We start from the raw sequence: 20,313 nt of genomic DNA on the forward strand, positions 1-20,313 counted from the left end.
GCCGTGCGGGCCCCCGATTTTTGCACGTGAAATTCGCGAGCCCTGCGGCTAGAGGCCAGCGATCATGCACGGCGAACACCCCACGCGCGACCCCGAGACCGCCTCCGACGAGCTGCCGGAAGGCGCCGAGGCCGTGCTGCCCGGGACGGACGAACCCCCGCCGAAATCGCGCACGCTCGCGCCGCTCCGCATGGTTTTCGGCGCGGCGCTGCAATACCCGCGCCAGATCGCCTTCGCGCTCACCGCACTGGTCATCACCTCGGCGGCGACGCTGGCGATCCCCTATCGCTTCAAGGTGATCATCGACGAGGGCTTCTCGGGCGCGAGCAGCACCGACGACATCGCCCGGGCGTTCCAGTACCTGCTGATGATCGTGGTGATCCTCGGCGTCGGCACCGCCTTCCGCTTCTATTTCGTCAGCTGGATCGGCGAGCGGGTGGTGGCCGACCTGCGCCTGAAGGTGCAGCAGAACCTGCTGCGCCTCTCGCCCGGCTTCTACGAGGTCAACAGCCCCAAGGAAATCTCCAGCCGGATGACCAGCGACACCACGATCATCGAGAACGTGGTGGGCGGCACGGTGTCGATCGCGCTCAGGAACACGCTGACCGCGATCGGCGGGATCGTGATGCTGTTCTATCTCGCGCCGACGCTGACGCTCGGCCTCTTGCTGGCGATCCCGCTGATCGTGGTGCCGATCGTGTTCTTCGGCCGCCGCATCCGCACCGTCTCGCGCACCAGCCAGGATCGGATCGCCGATGTCGGCGCCTATGTCACCGAGGTGCTCTCGGCGATGAAGATCGTCCAGAGCTTCGGGCAGGAGCGCCGCGAGGGCGAGCGGTTCGCGAGGGTGGTCGAGACCACCTTCGAGACCGCCCGGCGGCGCATCCTGCTGCGCGCGGCGATGACGTCGCTGGTGATCCTGCTGGTGTTCGGCGCGGTGACGATGGTGATGTGGCGCGGCGCGCTGGCGGTGGCGGCGGGCGAGATCACGGGCGGCACCATCGCCGCCTTCGTGCTGGTCGGCGGGCTGGTCGCGGGGGCCTTCGGCGCGCTCACGGAAGTCTACGGCGATCTGCTGCGCGGCGCGGGCGCGGCGAGCCGGCTGGCCGAACTGCTCGAGGCGAAGCCCGACATCGCGCCCCCCGCCCGGCCCGAGCGCCTGCCCGAGCCGGCGCGCGGCAGCCTTTCCTTCCGCAACGTGACCTTCCGCTATCCCGCCCGCCCCGACAGTCCGGCGCTCAGGGACTTCACGCTCGAGATCGAGCCGGGCGAGACCATCGCCATCGTCGGCCCCTCGGGGGCGGGCAAGTCGACGATCTTCCAGCTGGTCGAACGGTTCTACGATCCGCAGGGCGGCACCATCCGGCTCGACGGGGTGCCGCTGACCAGCGCCGATCCGGCCGACATCCGCTCGCGCATCGCGCTCGTCCCGCAGGTCGGCGTGCTGTTCAGCGCCAATGCGCGCGACAACCTGCGCTACGGCAAGTGGGACGCCACCGACGAGCAGATCTGGCAGGCCGCCCGGGCCGCCAATGCCGAAAACTTCCTGCGCGCCCTGCCGCAGGGGCTCGACACCCATCTGGGCGAGGGCGGGACGCAGCTTTCGGGCGGGCAGCAGCAGCGCATCGCCATCGCCCGCGCGCTCTTGCGCGATGCGCCGATCCTGCTGCTCGACGAGGCGACCAGCGCACTGGATGCCGAGAGCGAGCAGCTCGTCCAGCAGGCGCTCGAAGGGCTGATGCAGGGCCGCACCACGCTGGTGATCGCCCACCGCCTTGCCACGGTGCGCGCAGCCGACCGGATCGTGGTGCTCGACGAGGGCCGGATCGTCGAACAGGGCACCCACGAGGCCCTGACCAAGGCGGGCGGGCTCTACGCGCGCCTCGCAAGGCTCCAGTTCACCGCCGACGCGGCTTAGTTTGCGGTCGCGCTGACGCGCGATGCAGACCACCCGCCCCGCCTCCCCACCCGGCCACCAATAGTACCACTATGTTGTGGTGGCCGGGTGGGGAGGCGGGGCGGGCGGTCTGCGCCACCGGAGGTGGCCCCCAGACAAATCGACGAACCACGCCCTGTCTCGACGAAGCGCAACCCTTCGCCCTGTGCGACGTTACTGTGACGTCACGCCGACATCCTGTCGCAATTCTCAGGGACTCGAGAACACCATGATCCACAAGACCGCCGCCCTCATCGGGGCGAGCCTGCTTGCACTCGCCGCCCCCGCGCTGGCCGATACGCATGACCATGCGGGCGAGATCGAGACGCTCCAGAGCGCCGACACCGGTTCCGACCTGCCGACCATCAGCTTCGGCACCTGGGGCTTCGATCCGGCCTACATCGCCACCGACATCAAGCCGGGCGACGATTTCAATGCCTATGCCAACAAGAAGTGGATCGACGCCAATCCGCTCCCGCCCGAGTTCAGCCGCATCGGGGCCTTCGTCCTCTTGGGCGAAAAGAGCGTCGCCGACGTCAAGGCGCTGATGGACGATCTCGCCGCGCGCGATCCCGCCAGCCTTTCGGGCGACGAGAAGCGCATCCTCGATGCCTATCGCACCTATCTCGACACCGCGGCGATCGAGGCGGCGGGCCTCGCCCCGGCCAAGCCGTTCCTCGACCGCATCGCCGCCGCGACCACGCTCGATGATCTGGCGAAGCTGTGGGCCGAACCGGGCTTCGCCAGTCCGCTCAGCGCCTCGGTCGGGATCGACGCCAAACAGCCCGACCGCCACATCGCGCAGGTCGGCTTCGGCGGGCTCGGCCTGCCCGACCGCGACTACTATCTCGACACCTCGGACAAGGGGCGCGCGATCCAGGACAAGTACAAGTCCTATCTCGCCTTCCTGCTCGGCGAGGCGGGCTATGAAGACCCCGAGGCGCAGGCCGCGGCAGTCTATGCCTTCGAGGACCGCATCGCCCGCGAGGTCGCCTGGGACCGCGCGGTGCGCCGCAACCGCGACCTCACCTACAACCTCCTGACCGCCGACGAGCTCGGCGCGATCGGCGGCAAGGTGCCGGTCACGGCGATGCTGGAGCAGATCGGGATCGCGCAGAGCCCCGGCTTCGTGGTCGCGCTGATGCCGCCGACGGCCGAGGAGATCGCGCAATACAAGCTCGACGAGGCGACCCGCGCCAAGATCGGATCGGGCCTGCCGGGGATGTTCGCGATGCTCGGCGACACCCCGGTCGAGACGCTCAAGGCGTGGATGATCAAGGAGTTCCTCTCCGATCATGCCGCCGTCCTGCCGGCGCGCTTCGATGCGGCGAATTTCGAGTTCTTCGGCAAGACCCTGCGCGGCACGCCCGAACAGCGCCCGCGCTGGAAGCGCGCCATCGGCGAGACCGAGGGGCTGATCGGCGAGCTGGTCGGCAAGGCCTATGTCGCGCGCTACTTCCCGCCCGAGAACAAGGCGGCGATGGACGAGCTGGTCGCCAACCTGCGCCTCGCGCTGGGGGAATCGATCAACGAGATCACCTGGATGGGCGAGGCGACCAAGGCCGAGGCCCGCGCCAAGCTGGCGAGCTTCGATCCCAAGATCGGCTACCGCCCCAATCTCGAGACCTATGATGGCCTTGCAATCACGGCGGGCAACCCGGTCGCCAACCGCATGGCTGCGGCGAAGTGGCGGCGGGCGGACAACACCGCCAAGCTCGGCGAGCCCATCGACCGCACCGAATGGTCGATGCTGCCGCAGACGGTGAACGCCTATTACAGCCCGGTGAAGAACGAGATCGTTTTCCCGGCGGGCATCCTCCAGCAGCCCTTCTTCGCGCTCACCAACGACATCGCGGTGAACTACGGCGCGATCGGCGGGGTGATCGGGCACGAGATGGGCCACGGCTTCGACGACCAGGGCTCGAAGTCCGACGCCACCGGCGCGCTGCGCAACTGGTGGACCGATGCCGACCGCGCCGCCTTCGACACGCTCGGCAACCGTCTGGTCGCCCAGTATGACGCCTTCTGCCCGCTCGACGAGGGCAAGACCTGCGTCAACGGGCGCCTGACGCTGGGCGAGAACATCGGCGATGTCGGCGGCCTGTCGATGGCCTACCGCGCCTACAAGATCGCGACCAAGGGCAAGGAGGTGCCGGTGATCGACGGCCTCACCGGCGACCAGCGCTTCTTCCTTGCCTGGGCGCAGGTGTGGCGCTCGACGCAGCGCGAGGAGAACTACCGCAACCGCCTGCGCACCGACAGCCACTCCCCCGAGGAATACCGGGTCAACGGCGTGGTGCGGCAGCTCGACGAATGGTACGAGGCCTTCGGCGTCAAGCCCGGCGATGCGATGTACCTGCCGCCCGAACAGCGCGTCCGGATCTGGTAATGGTTTCGAGGGCCCGCCGGGTGAACCGCGCGGGCCCTCCAGTTTCCAGAATTCCATCTCCGTCGTCCCGTGCCTGACTCGGGGTTCGGCTTTCTTCTGCTGCACGCCGACCCAAGAAGCCCAGCCCCGTGTCAGGCACGGGGCGACGGGTTTTGGCTGGCAGGCGATTTCACTTTACGTTGACACCCTGCTCCCGCTCGTCGAAGCGGTGCGCCCATGACCGACACTCTGGCCGCCATCCTGCTCGGCATCCTCGAAGGGCTGACCGAGTTCCTCCCCGTGTCCTCGACCGGGCACCTGATCCTCGCCACCGAGCTGCTGGGCTTCGACCAGCGCGAGTGGGAGGTGTTCAACATCGCGATCCAGCCCGCCGCGATCCTTGCCATCGTGGTGCTCTACTGGCGCACCTTCTGGGACGTGGCCAAGGGGCTGTTCGGGCTGGAGAAGGGCGCGCTCGCCTTCGTGCGCAACCTCCTCGTCGCCTTCTTCCCGGCGGTGCTGCTGGGCCTCGCCTTCGGCGACATCATCGAGAGCTTCCTCGGCAATGCCGTGCTGGTGTGCTGGACGCTTATCCTCGGCGGGGTGGCGATCCTCGCGATCGAACGCTGGGCCAACCCTCCCGCAGAAGGGCCGGGCGTGGCGGGCGTCCCCTTGCGCACCTCGATCCTGATCGGCGTGGTCCAGTGCCTCGCCATGATCCCCGGTGTCAGCCGTTCGGGCGCGACCATTCTCGGCGCGATGGCCTTCGGGGTGGACCGCAAGACGGCGGCCGAATTCAGCTTCTTCCTCGCCGTGCCGACGCTGTCGGGCGCGACCGTCTATCAGCTGGCGAAATACGGATCGGACCTCACCGCGCGCGATATCGAGCTGATCGGGATCGGCTCGCTCGCGGGCTTCGTGGTCGCGCTGGTGGTGGTCAAGCTGTTCATCGCGATCGTCACCAAGATCGGTTTCGCGCCGTTCGCCTGGTACCGCATCGTGATCGGTTCAGCCGGCCTCGTCTGGCTTACGCTCGTCTGAAGCAATTTTCTGGAACCGTCCGCGCGCCTGCTGGTTAGGGAGTCGGACCGCGACAGGGCGGCGAAGACGGAGATTTCGGGTAAAATGGCGTTGCTGGTGCTGATCGTGTTGGGGGCAACTCTGGGCTGGCTGGCCTCGATCCTCGCGCGGACCGAGGCGCCGGGCGACATCCTGCGGCAAGTGGTGCTGGGCACGCTGGTCGCGGTGGTCGCGGGCGAGATCGCCAACGACGGCACGATCATCGGCAGCCTGTCCTTCCTCAGCCTCGGCGTCGCGCTGGCCGCGACGGGGGTGGCGCTGGTGCTCTACCACGCCCTGATCCGTCGCAGGGCACGCGCGTAGTTTGTTGCGCCCTCAAGCGCGGGGCGGCGGACCTGCGTCCGCCTTGGCTTTCACCGCATAGGCCGCGGCGGCCATTCGGCGTTGCGTCGCCTTCGGCATCGGGGTTTCGTGAAGAACCTAGACCGGGGTTGCCCCGCTGCCGCGCCCACCGCGCAGGTGGTATTCCTGCGTGCCCCGGTGCAGCACGTTGTCGACATCGATCACCGCGCTGTTCGCATAGGTGAACCCGGCGGGAAGGCTGCGATAGAGGCGGTCGAAATCGCGCTCCACCGTCTGACGGTAGAGGTCCTGGAAGCTCTCGATCACGAAATAGGTCGGTTGCAGGTCGCTTATCACGTAATCGGTGCGCATCACCCTGTCGACGTTGAGCATGATGCGGTTGGGGCTCTCGGCCTCCACCGCGAACTTCGCCTCGGTCGGGCCTGACAGGATCCCCGCGCCATAAGCCCGCACGCTGCCCTGTTCCTCGATCAGCCCGAATTCCACCGTGTACCAGTAGAGCGCGCCCAGCGCCTTCAGCCGGTTGTAGCGCATCGCCTTCCACCCGGCGCGGCCATATTCCTGCATGTAGTCGGCATAGACGGGATCGGTCAGCATCGGCACGTGGCCGAACACGTCGTGGAAGACGTCGGGCTCCTCGATATAGTCGAAGGTCTCGCGGGTGCGGATGAAGTTGCCCGCCGGGAAGCGGCGGTTGGCGAGGTGCCAGAAGAACACGTGATCGGGGATCAGCATCGGCACCGGCACGACGCTCCACCCGGTCAGCGCGCCCAGTTCCTCGGAGAGCTGCCCGAATTCGGGGATGCCGCCCCTGCCCAGATCGAGCTTCTCGAGTCCCGCCATGAAGGCGCTGCACGCCCGGCCGGGGAGTACCTCCATCTGGCGCGCGAAGAGATCGTCCCAGACGGCGTGATCCTCGGGCGTGTAGGCCGTCTGCGCAGGCTCCAGCCAGTCCTCGCCCACATGCGCGGGGCGCGCCAGCGGGGCGGTGAAGACATCCGCCGCCATCTCTGGCAGGGTGGCGAAATCGGGCTGGGGGTCTGCAAGGGTGGCCATATCGTTGCAGATGATACTACCTTCCCGGCGCGCAGACAAACGGGGAGAGCAGGCGATGGCGATGAAGCGCAAGGAATACGAGGCGGCGCTCGAACCGCTCACGCTCGAGCTGGTCAGCATGGCGCGCTGGGTCAAGGCGACCGGCGCGCGGGTGGTGGTGCTGTTCGAGGGCCGCGACACGGCGGGCAAGGGCGGCGCGATCACCGCGGTGCGCGGGCAGCTCAACCCGCGCCAATGCCGCACCGTGGCCCTGGCCAAGCCGACCGAGGCGGAAATGGGCCAGTGGTATTTCCAGCGCTATGTCGCCCACCTGCCGACCGCGGGCGAGATCGTTCTGTTCGACCGCTCGTGGTACAACCGTGCCGGGGTCGAGAAGGTCATGGGCTATGCGTCGCCCGAGCAGGTCGACGCCTTCCTGAAGGCCGCGCCCGCCTTCGAGAAGCTGCTCGTCGATGACGGCATCCTGCTGTTCAAATACTGGCTCGCCGCCGACCAGGAAAAGCAGGAGGAGCGCCTGCGCGAGCGGCTCGAGGATCCCCTGAAACGCTGGAAGCTCTCCCCGATCGAACTCGCCGCGCGGGAGAAATACGACGATTACACCAAGGCGCGCGAGGCGATGCTGAAGGCCACCCACACGCCCCATGCGCCGTGGACCATCGTCGACTTCAACGACCAGCGGCGCGGGCGGCTGACCCTGGTGCGCGATCTGCTCTCGCGGATACCGGACACCCATGAGGAGCCCGAGGCGATAGCATTTCCCGATCTGGGCCGGGAGCCGGCGAAGGAGAAATACAAGGTGCTGAAGCCGATTCCCGATTGGGAGGAGAGCTAGACCGCCGCGCTCGCCTGCGTCACCTGCCGGCCGTCACCTGCGAAGGCCGCCAGCTCGTATCCCGCCTCGCCCTTTCGCATCGCCAGATGCAGCGGCTCGCCCGCTATGGCGGGGGACAGGCCGCGGAAGCTGAAACTGCGCAGGCGGTTCTCGCCCAGTTCCTGCGCCGCCAGCTGCAGCAGCAGGCTGGCGGTCAGCGGGCCGTGGACGACAAGGCCGCGATAGCGCTCGACCTCGCTGGCATAGGGCGCATCGTAGTGGATGCGGTGGGTGTTGAAGGTCAGCGCGCTGTAGCGGAACAGCAGCCGCGCATCGGGGGTGATTTCCCGGTGCGCCTCCCAGCCTGCGGGGTCGAACCGACCCTCGCCCGGCGGCGGGGGCGAGAGGGCTGCTTCGGGTGCGGCGGCGTCCCGATAGACCAGCGTTTGTGTCTCGATCACGGCGATGGAGCCGTTCGCCTTCGTGGTGTGCTCGACATCGACGAAGGCTAGACGGCCGGAGCCGCCCTCCTTCTCGCTGATCGCGGCAACGCGGCTCACCCGCTCGATCTCGGCGCCGATGGCGACGGGGGCGTGGAAGGCGATCTTGCTGGAGGCCCACATCCGGCGGGGCATGGGGAACGGCGGGAGGAAGCTCTCGGGGCTGTCGTCGCGGGCCGGGTGCCCGTCCGCGCCCAGCTTGGCGCTAGGTGCGTCCGGGGTGCAGAGCGCGAAGTGGATGCCCTGCGGCATGATCGGCGGATGCGGGCGCGGCAGGTCGAAGGTGGCGAGCCAGCGCGCGGCCAGCGCATCGTCGAGGCGGTCCCTCGCGCGCGTCTCGCGCCCGATCCACGCGCCGAAGTCGGTCATGCGGCGCGCTCGAACACCGCCGCGATGCCCTGCCCGCCGCCGATGCACATGGTCTCGAGGCCGTAGCGCACGCCGCGCCGGTGCATCTCGTGCGCCATGTCGGCTAGGATCCGCCCGCCGGTCGCGCCGATGGGGTGGCCCAGCGAGATGCCCGAGCCGTTGACGTTGAGGATCTCGCGGCGCGAGTCGTCCGCGCTCCAGCCCCAGCCCTTGAGGACGGCGAGCACCTGCGGCGCGAAGGCTTCGTTGAGTTCCACGAGGCCGATATCGTCCCACGAGTAGCCGCGCCGCTCGAACAGCCGCTCGACCGCAGGCACCGGGCCGATGCCCATGCGCGCGGGATCGCATCCCGCCGCCGCCCAGCCGCCGAACCACAGCATGGGCGTGAGGCCGAGTTCCTCGAGCTTGTCCTCCGCGACCACGAGACACGCGGCGGCGGCGTCATTCTGCTGGCTGGCATTGCCCGCGGTCACGATGGCTGCGGGGTCGCGCTTCAGGTCGATGGGGGCGAGCTTGCCCAGCGTCTCCATCGACGCGTCGGTGCGGTAGCCCTCGTCATGGTCGAAGATCACCGGGTCGCCGCGCCGCTGCGGGATGGCGACCGGCACGAGCTGCTCGGCGAACTTGCCTTCCGCCCACGCCCGCGCCGCGTTCTGGTGCGAGCGGACCGCGAAGGCGTCGGCCTCCTCGCGAGTGATGCCGTAGTCCTTGGCGAGGTTCTCGGCGGTCTCGATCATCCCGGTGATGACGCCGAAGCGTTCGACCGGCTGGCTCATCACCCGCCCCCGCGACAGGCGGTCGTGGAGCACCATGTCGCCCATCCGCACGCCCCCGCGCGCGGCGAGGGTGTAGTGTTCGACGTTCGACATGCTTTCCACGCCGCCCGCGACGACGACGTCGGCCATGCCGGTCTCGACCATCATCGCCGCCGTCGCCACCGCCTGCACGCCCGATCCGCAGCGGCGGTCGAGCTGGAAGCCGGGCACCTCGATGGGCAGGCCCGCCGCGAGCCACGACCAGTGGCCGATGGCGGGCGCCTCGCCATTGCCGTAGCCTTGGCTGAAGACCACATCGTCGACGCGCTCGGGGTCGATGCCGGAGCGCTCGATCAGCGCCCTGAGGATCACCGCGCCAAGCTGTCCGGCGTTCATGCTGGAAAGCCCCCCGAGGAACTTGCCCACGGGGGTGCGCAGGGGGGTGCAGATGGCGGCGCGTCTGGTCATTCTCACTACTCTCCGTTCGTGTCGAGCGAAGTCGAGAACCGTTCGCGCAGGTGTGTCTCGACTTCGCTCGACACGAACGGGTGGTGTGTCACTTGTCGCTCAGGGCCACCGTGCCCGCATCGACCAGCTTGCCGATCGCGCCGGACGACAGCCCCAGCTTCTCCGCCAGCACCTCCTCCGAATGCTCGCCGAGGTAGGGGGCGGGGGCCGGATCGCCCGCCGCGCGCCCCGGCAGGTTCGCGAAGCTGCGGGTGGCGGGGTAGGCGAAGCCAGAGGGGTTGGCGGGCGAGGGGCCGAACAGGGGGTTGTCGGCGATCAGGATGGGGTCGTTCGCGGCCTCGTAGGCGGTGCGGTAGCGTTCGAAGGTGCAGGCCTCGGCGGCCATGCGCGCTTCGAGGGTCGCATAATCCATCCCGTCCGCTGCCCTCTGGAACAGGTCGAAGAGCGCGTGGCGGTGGTTGAAGCGCGGGGTGTCCCCGTCGGCAAAGCGCACGCCGTGTTCGGCCTCGAGCGCGGCGATGCCCTGCTCGACCCCGAACGCCTTCACAAGGCCGCTCCACTGCTTGGGCGTGAGCGCGGCAACCATGAACCTGACGCCGTCCCGCGCCCGGAAATCCCGTCCAAAGGCGCCCCAGATCGCATTGCCGAGCCGCTCGCGGTCGCCGCCGCGGTAGAGCACTTCGGCCATCAGCCCCGCATTCGCCATCGTCCCGATCGCGACGTCGCCAAGCGGCAGGCGCACCTCGCTGCCCTCGCCTGTCCGGTCCCGGTGGCGCAGCGCGGCGAGCATGGCGAAGGCGCCATAGGCCCCGGTGATGAAGTCCCACGCCGGGAGCACCTGGTTGACCGGCGGGGCGGTCGCCGGGTCCCATTCCTCCGGCCCGCACATCAGCGGGTATCCGGCGGCGGCGTTCACGGTAAAGTCCATCGCCTGCCGCCCGTCGTGCCAGCCCATGACCCTGAGCGAGATCATGTCCGCGCGGCGGGCCGCCATCGCGGCATGGCTGAGAAAGCTCTGCTCCGGCAGGTTGGTGATGCACTGGCCGACGGCGCTCGCCAGCTCCACCAGCAGCTCCCTCCCCTCGGCGGATTGAAGGTCGAGCGCGACCGACTTCTTGGCGCGGTTGAGGTTCTCCCACGAGAGCGAGCGGCCCTCGCGGGTGAGCATGTAGCGGTTGTAGTCCAGCCCGCCCGCCTTGTGATCGACGCGGATCACCTCCGCCCCCAGCTGCGCGCAGTAGAGCCCGGCGGTGGGCGAGGCGACGAAGCTCGAGACTTCGACGATGCTCAGGTCATCGAGGAGGTTGTACATCTCAGGCGTTGGCCGCCCACTCGCGCAGCATGTGCTTGGCGATCTGGAGCTGGAGGATCTGCGTCGTGCCCTCGTAGATGCGGTAGATGCGCGCATCGCGGAAGAAGCGCTCGGCGTCGTATTCGGCGAGGTAGCCGGCGCCGCCATAGATCTGCACCACGCGGTCGACCACCCGGCCGCACATCTCGGAGGCGAAGACCTTGAAGGCGGCGGCCTTGACGAGGATGTTCTCGCCCCGGTCGGCGCGGCCGGTGACGTCCTTCATCATGGCTTCCGCGGCGTAGATCTCGATCTCGCTGTCGGCGAGCATCTGCTGGATCAGCTGGAAGTTGGCGATCGGCTCGCCGAAGGCCTTGCGCTCGTTGGCATAGCGCAGGGCGCTGTCGAGCGCGCGGCGGGCATAGCCGGTCGCCGCCGCGCCGACGCTGATGCGCCCGTTGTCGAGGCTCTTCATCGCGAAGACGAAGCCCTTGCCGGTCTCTCCGCCGAGCAGCGCGTCACCGGGAACGCGCACATCGTCGAGCATGATGTCGGAGATGTGCGAGCCCGACTGGCCCATCTTGCGGTCGGGCGATCCGGTCGAGACGCCCGGCGTCGTCATCGGCACCAGGAAGGCGGAGACATGCGCGTTCTTCGGCAGCGCCTCCTTGCTGGTGCGCGCCATGATGAGGGCGACATCGGCATGGGGGGCGTTGGTGATGTAGCGCTTGGTGCCGTTGAGGATCCAGCCGTTGCCGTCCGGATCGGGGGTGGCGGTGGTCGCCATCGCGGCGGAATCGCTGCCCGAACCCGGCTCGGTCAGGCCGAAGCAGGCGATCTTGCCGGCCGCGATCTGCGGATACCACTCGGCCTTCTGGGCCTCGGTCGCCCCGTTCTTGAGCGCGCTCGCGAACATCCCGACATTGATCGAGAAGATCGAGCGATAGGCCGGCGCGGCATAGGCCATGATGTTCACGACCCGGGCGTACTGCGTCATGTTGAGCCCCGCGCCGCCATATTCCTCGGGCACCGAGAGGCCGAATAGCCCCATCTCGCGCATCTCGTTCAGGATAGCGTCGGGGATGCGGTCCTCGGCGATCACCTGCGGTTCGGCCGGGATCAGGCGTTCGCGCACATAGCGGGCGAGCTGTTCGGCGAACTGTTCGAAGGTCTCCTCGTCCATGCCGGGATTGGCCGGGGCGGCGAGGTTGGCGGGGGCGTTCATGATGGCATTCGTCCTTGAAGGGAGGCGCGGCGGCGCCGGCCCCGGCTAGCGTGCGGCCGGGGCGGCGTCGCCTGTCATTTCGGCAGGCGCTTCGGCGGGCGTGTCGGAGGGGATCGCCTCGGGCGGCAGCTGGCGCTCGTCGAGCATCGAGGCGGCATCCTCGAGCGCCTCGGCCTCGCCCGGGCTGACCCCGCCGGGCTCGCGCGCCCCCTCGTCCCCGCAGGCGGAAAGGGCGAGTAGCGTGGGGGCGAGCAGGAGCGCGAGGGCGATCGGGTGGCGCAGCACGGGGCCCGGCCTATTCGGCCGGCGCTTCAGCGGCAGCGGCGGCCTCGGCGGCGACACCGGCGGCGGCATCGGCAGCCGCGGTCGCCCCCGCGGTCGGGTCGGCCTCGGGCGCGTCGGTGGCGGTGGCGGAGGGGTCGGCGACCGGTTCCTCGGTGACCGGCGCGAGCGCGCTGTCGGCGGGCATCTCGACCGTGTCGGCGCTGGCCTCGGTCGAGGCGTCGTCGGCGCTGCCGCAGGCGGCGAGGGTCAGGGCGGCGCTGCCGAGGGCGGCAAGGGCGGTGAGCTTGCGCATGGTTCGGGTCTCTCCTCTCGAATGGTGCGGGCGGGATCATCGGCCCCGGCCCGGTTCGCGGGACGGTTTAGCCAAGCCTTGCCCCCCGCGCCAAGCGGCAAATGGTGCCTTAACCATTGCCCGCTAGGATCGCGCGCATGACCCGCAAGCCTTCCTTCGCGCTCCATGCGCTCGCCGCTGCCCTCGCGCTGCCGACGGCGGTGCTGGTCGCCCAGCCCGTGTCCGGCCCCTTCACCGTCACCGAGACCGGGCGCAGCTTCGCCAGCCTGCAGGAGGCGATCAACGCCGTGGGCAACACCCGCGCGACGATCCGCATCCAGCCCGGCACCTATCGCCAGTGCGCGGTGCAGGAGGCTGGCGTGATCGTCTACGAGGCCACCACCCCCGGTGCCGTCACGCTCGAGGGTCGCGCCTGCGAGGGCAAGGCCGCGCTGGTGCTGCGCGGCACCGGGGCCGAGATCCGCGGCCTCACCTTCAGCGGCATCAACGTCGCCGACGGCAACGGGGCGGGCATCCGGCTCGAGGCGGGGGCGCTCAATGTCGCCTTCGCGCGGTTCCAGAACAGCCAGCAGGGCATCCTCAGCGCCGCCGATCCGTCGATCCGCGTGTTCATCACCCGCTCGACCTTCTCCGGCCTCGGCACCTGCGAGAACGACGCGGGCTGCGCCCATTCGGTCTATATCGGCGACATCGGCTCGCTCACCGTGCGCGAGAGCCGGTTCGAGCGCGGCACCGGCGGCCACTACCTCAAGGCGCGCGCCGCCGAGGTGGCGATCGAGGGCAACAGCTTCGACGATTCGGGCGGGCGCACCACCAACTACATGATCGACCTGCCCGCCGGCGCGCGCGGGCGCGTGACCGACAACTGGTTCATCCAGGGCCGCGACAAGGAGAACTACTCCGCCTTCATCGCGCTCGGCGCGGAGGAGGTGCTGCACCCCTCGGACGGGCTCAGGATCGAGAACAACGAGGCCCGCTTCGTCCCCGGCCTCCAGCGCCAGAGCGCCTTCCTCGCCGACTGGACGGGCGAGCGCGTGGTGATGCAGGGCAACCGCCTCGCGAGCGGGATCAAGCAGTACGAGCGCCGCTAGGTTTTGTGCTTGCAGGACAGCGCGCCGAAAGTCCGCTTTCAGGGAGCCGGTGCTGTTGCCTTAGTGACCGCAACTGGGTGGATTCTTGCCATTGCGCCTGGATCGAGGGAGCCTAGAATGCTGGGATGCAAACGATCCACCTAAGCGGGAAGAACTGGCGCACGAAGCAAGACTTCTACAACGCTCTCGCTGATGCTTTGGGCAGTGTCGAATGGCACGGACGAAACGCTGACGCCTTTCTGGAAACGATGATTTATCACGTTGAACTCAATCGCGTGCAGCCCCCTTATCGAGTGGTCATCAACGCCCCTTCAGACGATATTCGCGACTTTGTCAGCGACTTTGCATCGTGGGTCGACGAGGCCCGCAACGAACGAAAAGCCGATCCCGACTGGGTAGGCGATGTCGATGTGGCCGTGCTGGTTTCCTGAAGCTGTCTGACCACTTTGGGGTCGATAGCGGAATGTCAGCTTTTGGCCGAGACGAGGCTGAAGCCGCCACCCCATCAGTCGTCGCCCCGTGCTTGACACGGGGTTAGGCTCTTCTTCCTCGCCCCCCCGAAGGTAAGTCAGCCAAGCCCCGTGTCATGCACGGGGCGACGAGGGGAGATTTTCCTACATCCCCGCCAGCCGCTACGATGCACCCCTGCTCTTTCCCATTGTTGTGTCCGGCCTGCGAGGCCGTTGAATAAGCGCGGCGCGAAACAAGGCCCGGATTCCCTGTCCGTCCGCTTTGGGGAATTGGAGTTTATCGTCTGATATTATTGATGAAATTACTGAGCGGAGAGGCGGACAGGGTGTCCGCTTTGTCCGCTTCGGGCGCGTCTCTGGAAAGTCCGACTTTGGGCTGATAATTTGAAAACCCGATGCCACCGTCGAACCGGTGCAGGCGTGCCGTCACATTGCGACCGTTCTCAGATCAGCAGATGCCCTGACCGGTCGCGCTTGGTCGCCAGATAGCGCGCGTTGTGGGGATTTTCCGGGAGCTGGTGGGGCACCCGCTCGTTGACCGTGATCCCCGCCGCCTCGAGCGCGCGGACCTTCGCGGGATTGTTCGTCAGCAGCCGGATCGTGGTCGCCCCCATCAGCTCCAGCATCCGCGCGGCCACGGGGAAATCGCGCGCCTCGTCGGGCAGGCCGAGGCGCTGGTTGGCCTCGACCGTGTCGAAGCCCTGGTCCTGCAGGCGGTAGGCGCGCAGCTTGTTGACGAGGCCGATGCCGCGCCCCTCCTGCCGCATGTAGAGCAGCACGCCCCACCCGCCCGAATCGCGTGCCTCTTGCGCCATCGCATGGAGCGCGGCGTCGAGCTGCGGGCCGCAGTCGCACTTGAGGCTGCCGAGGATGTCGCCCGTGAGGCACTCCGAATGGAGCCGCACCAGCGGCAGGCGGTCGCCGCTCTGCGTGCCGATGATCAGCGCGACATGCTCGCGCAGGTCGGCGGCCGAGCGGAAGGCGACGATCTCCGCCTCCTCGCAGGCCGAGACCGGCAGGCGCGCGCGCGTGACGATCCTGAGGGCACCAGCGTCGGCATAGGCGGCAAGGTCCGACACGGCGACCGGCACCGCCTCGCCCGCCTCCGCCGGATCGACGAGGAAGGCAGGCAGGATTCCGGCGATCCGCGCCAGTTCGAGCGCGGCGGCGGCGGTCTCGGCCCAGTCGAGGCTCACCGCCTTGAACGGACCCTTGAGCGGGTTGCCGAGGTCGAGCGCCGGGTCGGCGATCGGCAGCGCCTCGCGCAGGGTGAAGTCCTCGCCCCCCGCGATCAGCACCGGCGCGTGCGGCACCGCGGCTTCGCGTTGGTTGGCGAGCTTGAGCGTGGCCGCGCGGGCGGCCGAGATCAGCATCCGCGGCGCGCGCGCGCCTTGGGCGATGGCGGTCTCGACCGGCAGCAGGACGGGCCCGCCCGCGAAGGCCAGCGGCCAGCCGTGGCGCAGGGCGTCCACCGCCTGCGCGGCGCGGCGCTCTGGCGAAGGCCCGCTCAGATGTCGAACTCCGTCACCAGCGGCACGTGGTCGGACGGCTGCTCCCACGCCCGCGCCTCCTCGATCACGCGGTGCGCGCGCGCCTGCTGCGCCACCGCGGGCGAGGCCCACATGTGGTCGAGGCGGCGGCCCTTGTCGTTCTCCTGCCAGCCGGGATTGCGGTAGCTCCACCACGAATAGTAGCGCCCGGGCGCCGGGATGTGCTTGCGGCCGAGATCGACCCAGCCGTGGGCATCCCGGAAACGGCCCAGCGTCTCGACCTCGATGGGGGTGTGGCTGACGACCTTGAGGAGCTGCTTGTGGCTCCACACGTCGCTTTCGAGCGGGGCGATGTTGAAATCGCCGACGATCAGGGTTGGCCGCTCGAGCCGGTCGGCCCACCGCGTCATCCGCCCGAGGAAATCGAGCTTCTGCCCGAACTTGGGGTTCACCTCACGGTCGGGCACGTCGCCGCCGGCGGGGACATAGACGTTCTCGAGGAGCAGGTCCTTGCCCAGCACCTCGACCCCGATGTGCCGCGCCTCGCCATTGTCCTGCCAGTCGTGGCGCGTGACCTCGCGGATCGGGACGCGGCTGACCGTGGCGACGCCGTGATAGCCCTTCTGCCCGCTCACCGCCTGATGGGTGTAGCCCAATGCCGCCAGCGCCTCGGAGGGGAAGAGGTGGCTCTCGCACTTGATCTCCTGCAGGCACAGGATGTCGGGCGCGGCCTCGGTGAGCAGCTTCTCGATGAGGCCCACGCGCAGGCGCGCGGAGTTGATGTTCCAGGTGGCGACAGACAGCATGGGGGCGGACTTAGGGGGGCGCGGCGCGGTTTTCCAGCTTTCACTTTCATGTCGCATGGCGGCGCGATAGGGCGGGGCGGCATTCCCGGAGACCCGCATGATCCAGACCCGCGCCCTCGCCGCCCTGCTCGCCGCCGCCCTGCCGCTCGGCGGCTGCGTCGCCACCATCAACACCAATGGCGCGGCCGGCTACAGCGAGGCCCGCGCCGCAGCCCCGACCTCGCGCAAGGCGAAGAACGTCATCCTGTTCATCGGCGACGGCATGGGCATCTCCACCATCACCGCCGCGCGCATCTACGAAGGCCAGAAGCGCGGGGAGACGGGCGAGGAGAACAGCCTCAGCTTCGAGAAATTCCCGAACGTGGCGCTGGTCAAGACCTACAACACCAATGCCCAGGTCCCCGACAGCGCGGGCACGGCCACGGCGATGCATTCGGGGGTGAAGACCCGCATCGGCGTGCTCGGGATCGGGCCGGAGGCGGAGAAGGGCGTGTGCCGCGACGCGCTCGCCCACCCGCTGCCGCTGCTCGGCGAGGAGGCGAAGCGGCGCGGTCTTGCGCTCGGGATCGTCACCACCACCCGCCTCACCCACGCCACACCGGCGAGCGTCTATTCGCGCAGCGCCGACCGCGACTGGGAGAGCGACAGGGACATTCCCGCCGACCAGCAGGGGCAGGGGTGCAAGGACATCGCGCTCCAGCTCGCCGAGGCGCAGTTCGACGTGGCGCTCGGCGGCGGGTCGGGGATGTTCTACGGCAGGAACGCGGGCGGCCGGCGCGCCGATGCGGCCGCCGATCTGCCCGCGCAATGGGCGGCGAAGAACGGCGGCGTGGTGGTCAGGGACGCCGCCTCGCTTGCCGCCGCGCCGCAAGGCAAGCCGGTGCTCGGCCTGTTCAACCCCAGCCACCTGACCTTCATGGCCGACCGCAAGCCGGATTCGCCCGAGCCGACCCTTACCGAGATGACCGCCGCCGCCATCGCGCGGCTGAAGGCAGACCCGGACGGCTTCTACCTGCTGGTCGAAGGCGGGCGGATCGATCACGCGCACCACGCCGGGCAGGCGGGCTATGCGCTGGAGGAGGCGGTCGAGTTCGCGCGGGCGGTGCAATATGCGGTCGAGAACACCGATCCGGCCGAGACGCTGATCATGGTCACGGCCGATCACAGCCACGTCTTCACCATCGCCGGCTATCCCCGGCGCGGCAACGACATCCTGGGGCTGGTGGTGCCGCCCGCCGGGCGTGGCGAGGACGGGGGCGACGGCACCTCGCCCGCCCCGGCGATCGACGGCAAGCCCTATACCACGCTCGGTTATGCCAATGGCCCGGGCGGGATCCACAAGGACGAGGACGGCGACGGCGAACACGCGCGCCCCGTGCCGCAGACCGGCCTTGCCGCCCGCCAGCAGGCGCTGGTGCCGCTCCCCTCGGAAACGCACGGCGGCGAGGATGTCGCGCTGTTCGCCACCGGCCCGGGCGCCGAACGCGCGCGCGGGGTGATCGAGCAGAACGTGATCTACGCGATCATCCGCAGGGCACTTGGCTGGGAGTAGGAGATAGAGCCCGGCGGCGCAGCCGCCGCAAGGCCGAACGGCCGCCCGCAGCGATGTGACCTTCAGGTCGCATGAGCGAGGATTTCGCACGCCGGATGGCGTGCGGAACACCAAAAACCCAAACAAAAACCCCCGACCCGGGGGCGATGGGTCGGGGGTTCCATGGAGCGTTCGTCACGCTTGTGCAAGGCGGGCCCTTGGTGAAGGGTGGGCAACAGGGGGGAAACCTCCCTTCGGCCTGCCTTGTTGAGAATGATTAGCCGTTGGAGGCTTTCACTCACATGAACGCGCCCGAATTTTTGTCGCCTCCCTACAACCGTTCGTCGAGCGGCCCCCGCTTCAGCCCGGGCGGCGGGCGGTTCGGCGCGGGTCCTTGAAGGTGAAGGCGCTGTCGGCCACCGCCACGCCATAGCGCTGGTTGGACAGGTTCACCCGCGTCCGGTTGTTCTGCGCATCGAGCGCGACCCAGTGGGTCAGCTGCAGCCCGCCCGGCGCGGCGGCGTTCTTCACGAAGATCAGCGTGATCATGCCGAATTCCGGCTTCTTCGGATCGCGCACCTCGACGCTCAGCACCTCCGGATTGCCGGTCGGCACCAGCTTGCCGTAACGCTTCACGTCCTTGTCGGGATCGAACAGCGCGCCGAGCGGCGAATTGCCGATCGGCCAGCGTTCGACCTGGGCGACCTCGTAATCGACCACGTAGAGCGACTTGCCGTTGGAGACGACGAGGAAATCGGCGTCCTTGCCGTAGTCGAAGCGGATCTTGCCCGGACGCTTCAGCGTCATCACCCCGCGCAGGGTCTGGCCCTGGCGGTCGGTCTGGACGAAATCGGCCTTCATGGTCGAGATCGCCCGGAGCGCGCCGACCACGCGGTCGAGATCGCTGGCGGCCTGTGCGGCGGCGGGCGGGGCGAGGAGGGTGGGCTGGCCGGGGGCAAGCCCCAATGCGAGCGCGCCGGCACCCAGGGAGAGCGCCAGCGTGCGGGCGAAGGGAAGCTGTCTGGTCATGCCGACGCGACTAGGGCCGCAGGCTTGAACTGTCGATGAATTATCGCAACCGCCCGTCGGGGCGGAGGCGGAAGGCCCGATCTTACTTGATCTTGGCTTCCTTGAACTCGACATGCTTGCGCGCCACCGGGTCATACTTCCGGAAGCTCATCTTCTCGGTGATGTTGCGCGGGTTCTTCTTGGTCACGTAGAAGAAGCCGGTGCCCTCGCTCGAGACGAGGCGGATCTTGACGGTGGTGGGCTTCGCCATGGCGGGTTCCTGTCAACTGGGTCGGCCCGGCGGACGTTCACCCGGGCTTGAAAAAGCAAATAGCGGCGCGCCCGGAAGGCCCGGCACACCGCCACACGGGCGCGCCATTCGCCGATTCACGGGGAAAAGTCAAGGCAGCTGGCCGATTGCCCTGCGCCCACCTGCCGCATAGAGACGAGGCCATGACCGACCCCGACCGCCCGATCGCGCTCGCCGCCTACGAGAGGCTGGCCGACGCCTATGCCGCCAAGGCCGAGACCAAGGCGGAGAACGGCTACAACGAGCACCCCGCGATCCGCCGGGTGATTGGCGCGGTCGAGGGGCTGGCGGTGCTCGATGCGGGGTGCGGGCCGGGGTTCCTGACGCGCGACCTTCTGGCCGCGGGCGCGGTACGGGTGACCGCCTTCGATGTCAGCCCGGCGATGGTCCGGCTGGCGCAGGCCCACGCGCCCGCCGCCGAGGTGTTCGTCGCCGACATGGCGCAGCCGCTGGCGGGGCTTCCCGATGCGGGCTTCGACCTTGTCGTCTCCTCGCTCGCCATCGATTACGTGCGCGACTGGTCGGTGCCGCTCGGCGAGTTCCGGCGCCTGCTGCGTCCCGGCGGGCGGCTGGTGTTCAGCGTCCAGCACCCAATGGGCGCCTACGATTGGTATCGCCCGCCGAGCCCCTTCGGCGTCCAATATGTCGAGGCGACGTGGAAGGGCTTCACCGCCGATCCGGTAGTGGTGCCCGATTACTACCGGTCCTTCGAGGAGATGGTGAACCCGCTGCTGGCTGCCGGGTTCGCGCTGCGGGGCGTGCACGAAACCCGCCCCGCGCCCGAACTGGAAGCGATTGATCCGGTCAAATACGCCCGCGGCATGGCCTACCCGACCTTCATGGTGATCGACGCCGCGGCCGCCTGAGC

Annotated in this window: 20 protein-coding genes; 9 read left to right on the forward strand and 11 right to left on the reverse strand. The window is 68.8% G+C overall.

Going from position 1 to position 20,313, the window contains the following annotated elements; genetic code table 11:
* The first annotated feature begins 64 nt into the window (after nt 1–64).
* The 4 genes from ACMX37_RS14985 (at nt 65) to ACMX37_RS15000 (ending at nt 5,687) form a co-directional block, all read left to right on the forward strand.
* Nucleotides 65–1,918, forward strand: coding sequence for an ABC transporter transmembrane domain-containing protein (locus ACMX37_RS14985; protein WP_483146692.1), 1,854 nt, complete (start codon nt 65–67; stop codon nt 1,916–1,918).
* A 247-nt stretch (nt 1,919–2,165) separates the two neighbouring features.
* A complete protein-coding gene (locus ACMX37_RS14990) occupies nt 2,166–4,325 on the forward strand; it encodes a M13 family metallopeptidase (RefSeq protein WP_483146693.1) in 2,160 nt (719 codons plus the stop codon).
* 216 nt (nt 4,326–4,541) lie between these two features.
* The gene (locus ACMX37_RS14995) at nt 4,542–5,345 is read left to right on the forward strand and encodes an undecaprenyl-diphosphate phosphatase (protein WP_483146694.1); all 804 of its coding nucleotides are present in this window, start codon (nt 4,542–4,544) and stop codon (nt 5,343–5,345) included.
* Nucleotides 5,346–5,429: 84 nt separating this feature from the next.
* Nucleotides 5,430–5,687, forward strand: a complete 258-nt coding sequence (locus tag ACMX37_RS15000) for a GlsB/YeaQ/YmgE family stress response membrane protein (RefSeq protein ID WP_483146695.1) — start codon at nt 5,430–5,432, stop codon at nt 5,685–5,687.
* A gap of 117 nt (nt 5,688–5,804) precedes the next feature.
* On the opposite strand, the gene phhA is transcribed toward ACMX37_RS15000, so the two are convergent.
* Complete coding sequence (gene phhA, locus ACMX37_RS15005; protein WP_483148426.1) at nt 5,805–6,695, reverse strand: phenylalanine 4-monooxygenase; 891 nt, start codon at nt 6,693–6,695, stop codon at nt 5,805–5,807.
* Nucleotides 6,696–6,798: 103 nt separating this feature from the next.
* Between phhA and ppk2 the strand changes: the two genes are divergently transcribed.
* Nucleotides 6,799–7,575 (forward strand): polyphosphate kinase 2, encoded by a 777-nt coding sequence (gene ppk2, locus ACMX37_RS15010; RefSeq protein ID WP_483146696.1) that lies wholly within the window; start codon nt 6,799–6,801, stop codon nt 7,573–7,575.
* On the opposite strand, the gene ACMX37_RS15015 is transcribed toward ppk2, so the two are convergent.
* The 6 genes from ACMX37_RS15015 to ACMX37_RS15040 all read right to left on the reverse strand — a co-directional run bounded on the left by ACMX37_RS15015 (nt 7,572) and on the right by ACMX37_RS15040 (nt 12,739).
* Nucleotides 7,572–8,423 carry an HTD2 family dehydratase gene (locus tag ACMX37_RS15015; protein ID WP_483146697.1) on the reverse strand — a complete coding sequence of 284 codons (852 nt, stop codon included), beginning with the start codon at nt 8,421–8,423 and terminating at the stop codon, nt 7,572–7,574. The genes ppk2 and ACMX37_RS15015 overlap by 4 nt on opposite strands.
* Nucleotides 8,420–9,646 carry an acetyl-CoA C-acetyltransferase gene (locus tag ACMX37_RS15020; protein ID WP_483146698.1) on the reverse strand — a complete coding sequence of 409 codons (1,227 nt, stop codon included), beginning with the start codon at nt 9,644–9,646 and terminating at the stop codon, nt 8,420–8,422. Before ACMX37_RS15020 ends, ACMX37_RS15015 begins: the two co-directional genes overlap by 4 nt.
* Nucleotides 9,647–9,734: 88 nt before the next feature.
* Nucleotides 9,735–10,958 carry a CoA transferase gene (locus ACMX37_RS15025; RefSeq protein ID WP_483146699.1) on the reverse strand — a complete coding sequence of 408 codons (1,224 nt, stop codon included), beginning with the start codon at nt 10,956–10,958 and terminating at the stop codon, nt 9,735–9,737.
* Nucleotide 10,959: 1 nt separating this feature from the next.
* Nucleotides 10,960–12,162, reverse strand: a complete 1,203-nt coding sequence (locus ACMX37_RS15030; RefSeq protein WP_483146700.1) for an acyl-CoA dehydrogenase family protein — start codon at nt 12,160–12,162, stop codon at nt 10,960–10,962.
* Nucleotides 12,163–12,207: 45 nt separating this feature from the next.
* A complete protein-coding gene (locus ACMX37_RS15035; RefSeq protein WP_483146701.1) occupies nt 12,208–12,447 on the reverse strand; it encodes a hypothetical protein in 240 nt (79 codons plus the stop codon).
* Between the two features lie 10 nt (nt 12,448–12,457).
* The gene (locus ACMX37_RS15040) at nt 12,458–12,739 is read right to left on the reverse strand and encodes a hypothetical protein (protein ID WP_483146702.1); all 282 of its coding nucleotides are present in this window, start codon (nt 12,737–12,739) and stop codon (nt 12,458–12,460) included.
* Between the two features lie 137 nt (nt 12,740–12,876).
* Here ACMX37_RS15040 and ACMX37_RS15045 point away from each other — a divergent pair, with 137 nt between their 5' ends.
* Nucleotides 12,877–13,830: a right-handed parallel beta-helix repeat-containing protein gene (locus tag ACMX37_RS15045; protein WP_483146703.1), complete on the forward strand. Its 954-nt coding sequence runs from the start codon at nt 12,877–12,879 to the stop codon at nt 13,828–13,830.
* A 125-nt stretch (nt 13,831–13,955) separates the two neighbouring features.
* On the forward strand, nt 13,956–14,261 hold the full coding sequence (locus ACMX37_RS15050; RefSeq protein ID WP_483146704.1) for a barstar family protein: 306 nt from the start codon (nt 13,956–13,958) through the stop codon (nt 14,259–14,261).
* Nucleotides 14,262–14,743: 482 nt separating this feature from the next.
* Here ACMX37_RS15050 and ribA read toward each other — a convergent pair whose 3' ends face one another.
* A complete protein-coding gene (ribA, locus tag ACMX37_RS15055; RefSeq protein ID WP_483146705.1) occupies nt 14,744–15,772 on the reverse strand; it encodes a GTP cyclohydrolase II in 1,029 nt (342 codons plus the stop codon).
* A gap of 35 nt (nt 15,773–15,807) precedes the next feature.
* Nucleotides 15,808–16,596 carry an exodeoxyribonuclease III gene (locus ACMX37_RS15060; RefSeq protein ID WP_483146706.1) on the reverse strand — a complete coding sequence of 263 codons (789 nt, stop codon included), beginning with the start codon at nt 16,594–16,596 and terminating at the stop codon, nt 15,808–15,810.
* Nucleotides 16,597–16,693: 97 nt separating this feature from the next.
* On the opposite strand from ACMX37_RS15060, the gene ACMX37_RS15065 reads away from it, so the two are divergent.
* The gene (locus tag ACMX37_RS15065; protein WP_483146707.1) at nt 16,694–18,148 is read left to right on the forward strand and encodes an alkaline phosphatase; all 1,455 of its coding nucleotides are present in this window, start codon (nt 16,694–16,696) and stop codon (nt 18,146–18,148) included.
* A gap of 339 nt (nt 18,149–18,487) precedes the next feature.
* On the opposite strand, the gene ACMX37_RS15070 is transcribed toward ACMX37_RS15065, so the two are convergent.
* Nucleotides 18,488–19,156, reverse strand: coding sequence for a LolA family protein (locus tag ACMX37_RS15070; RefSeq protein ID WP_483146708.1), 669 nt, complete (start codon nt 19,154–19,156; stop codon nt 18,488–18,490).
* Between the two features lie 82 nt (nt 19,157–19,238).
* A complete protein-coding gene (gene rpmG / locus ACMX37_RS15075; RefSeq protein WP_017664380.1) occupies nt 19,239–19,406 on the reverse strand; it encodes a 50S ribosomal protein L33 in 168 nt (55 codons plus the stop codon).
* A gap of 182 nt (nt 19,407–19,588) precedes the next feature.
* On the opposite strand from rpmG, the gene ACMX37_RS15080 reads away from it, so the two are divergent.
* Entirely contained in the window at nt 19,589–20,311 is a 723-nt protein-coding gene (locus ACMX37_RS15080) for a class I SAM-dependent methyltransferase (RefSeq protein ID WP_483146709.1), read from the forward strand.
* Nucleotides 20,312–20,313: the final 2 nt, after the last annotated feature.

The sequence above is a fragment of the Porphyrobacter sp. THAI-01a genome (genome assembly GCF_056868655.1).